Annotated in this window: 1 protein-coding gene; it reads left to right on the plus strand. The window is 41.0% G+C overall.

Going from position 1 to position 1831, the window contains the following annotated elements:
* Nucleotides 1-496: 496 nt before the first annotated feature.
* Entirely contained in the window at nucleotides 497-1744 is a 1248-nt protein-coding gene (locus tag RRG12_RS43765; protein WP_420760615.1) for a glycosyltransferase family protein, read from the plus strand.
* The last annotated feature ends 87 nt before the right edge of the window (nucleotides 1745-1831 follow it).

Raw genomic sequence — 1831 nt, forward strand, 5'->3', positions numbered from 1 at the left:
TAAAGAGTTCACTTCTGGAAACCTTGCCAGGAGCGGGTTTCAGACCCCCTAATCGACACCACTTTTTTGAGTGTCAATAACTCCCGAAATATTGTCAATAACCAATGCATTTCACAGCTTGAAAGCTTTGCTGTGTAAGCAATCGACACCAGTCAACGAAGTTATGCGGTTTTCAAGGTTCGGGCGAGTGGTGTCGATGAACGACATACGCTGCTTCCAAACTAAAACTTTCTCACCTTTTTTGTCAAATCTATTACACGATTGTTACAAAAAACTAGGGAATTTGAGCGATCGCATTTCCACACCCAGAATTGACTTATACTGCCATTACGCAATCGGAATTGAAGAAGTATGCAGAAGTCAGAATTATTCTTCAATTTTGACAAAAGAATGATGAGAATTTTCTCATAGAAGTTTCATAAAAGACTCATGTAAGCTTGGGAAGCTCTTAATTAGTTCGGCATCCATTCACTGAATAACTTAGGGACATTTAACCATGAGACTGATGGTATATTCCCACGATGGCTTCGGTCTCGGTAATATTCGCAGAATGCTGGCAATATGCACCCACTTACTTGATTCGATTCCAGAACTTTCTATTCTGGTGATTTCTGGTTCGCCGATGCTGCACAGCTTTCGTCTCCCGAAAAGACTCGATTATATTAAACTACCCTGCTTAAATCGAGGAACGTCAGGTGAAATGTCTGTCAAGTATCTAGGGACAGAAATTGATGAAACAGTGAAATTCCGCTCAGAGTTAATTTTATCTGCGATCGCTAATTTTAAACCTGATATATTTCTAGTAGACAAAAAGCCTTATGGTATCCGTAATGAATTAAAAGCGGCTATCGAATATCTAAAAACAAAGTTGACAGAAACTTCCCTAATTCTCCTGCTGCGCGACATTTTGGATCATCCAGATGTGACGATTCCAGAATGGCAAAAGCACGGTAACAACGAAGCAATACATAGATTTTACGATCGCGTGCTTGTCGTTGGCACTCCCGAAATTTTCGACATTCGCCAAGAATATCAACTACCGCCAATGGTTGCCCAGAAGGTACAGTTTTGTGGTTACATCCGCACAGAATTGGGGCGTAAAAGTCCAAATCTCATCCGCAGCGAGTTGCGATTAAGTCCAGAAGAACAACTTATTTTAGTTACGCCGGGTGGTGGCGAAGATGGTTACAGGTTAATTGACACATATTTATCGAGTTTGGTATTGTTGCCAGATTCCTATAAATTCCGAAGTTTAATTATATGTGGCCCAGAAATGCCTTTAGAACACCAAGCCGCACTGCAACGGAAAGCAGCAGCATACCCCCAAGTGCAAATAGGCGAATTTACCGATGATTTGATGAGTTACATCGCCGCCGCAGATGCCGTAGTAGCAATGGGAGGCTACAACACAACTTGCGAGATTCTCTCAGCGGGTAAGCCGGCTGTAGTAGTACCCAGAATTAAGCCATCACGAGAACAGTGCATCCGTGCAGAACACTTGTCAAAGTTGGGGATTTTGGCAGCGATTCATCCAAATGATCTGACTCCAGATATATTACTGCGATCGCTGTTACAACAACTCCAAACTCCGCAGATTTCTTTTCCCACAATTAATCTGGATGGATTGCCCAAAATTAGCCAATACATTTCTGCCTTACTTGCAAAAAAAAAGAGCGTGATTCCATTTTGTTACAAGTCCCCGGAACAGTTACCAGAATTAATGATGATTGCAAAACTTGGTTAACTAAAAATTAAAAAACCCCTAAATCACTTTTTATTTTACTTTGTTTGTTTTATGCAAACTCTTGAAGAAAAATTCAGGAGTCAGAAT

The organism is Nostoc sp. CALU 546, assembly GCF_048836525.1.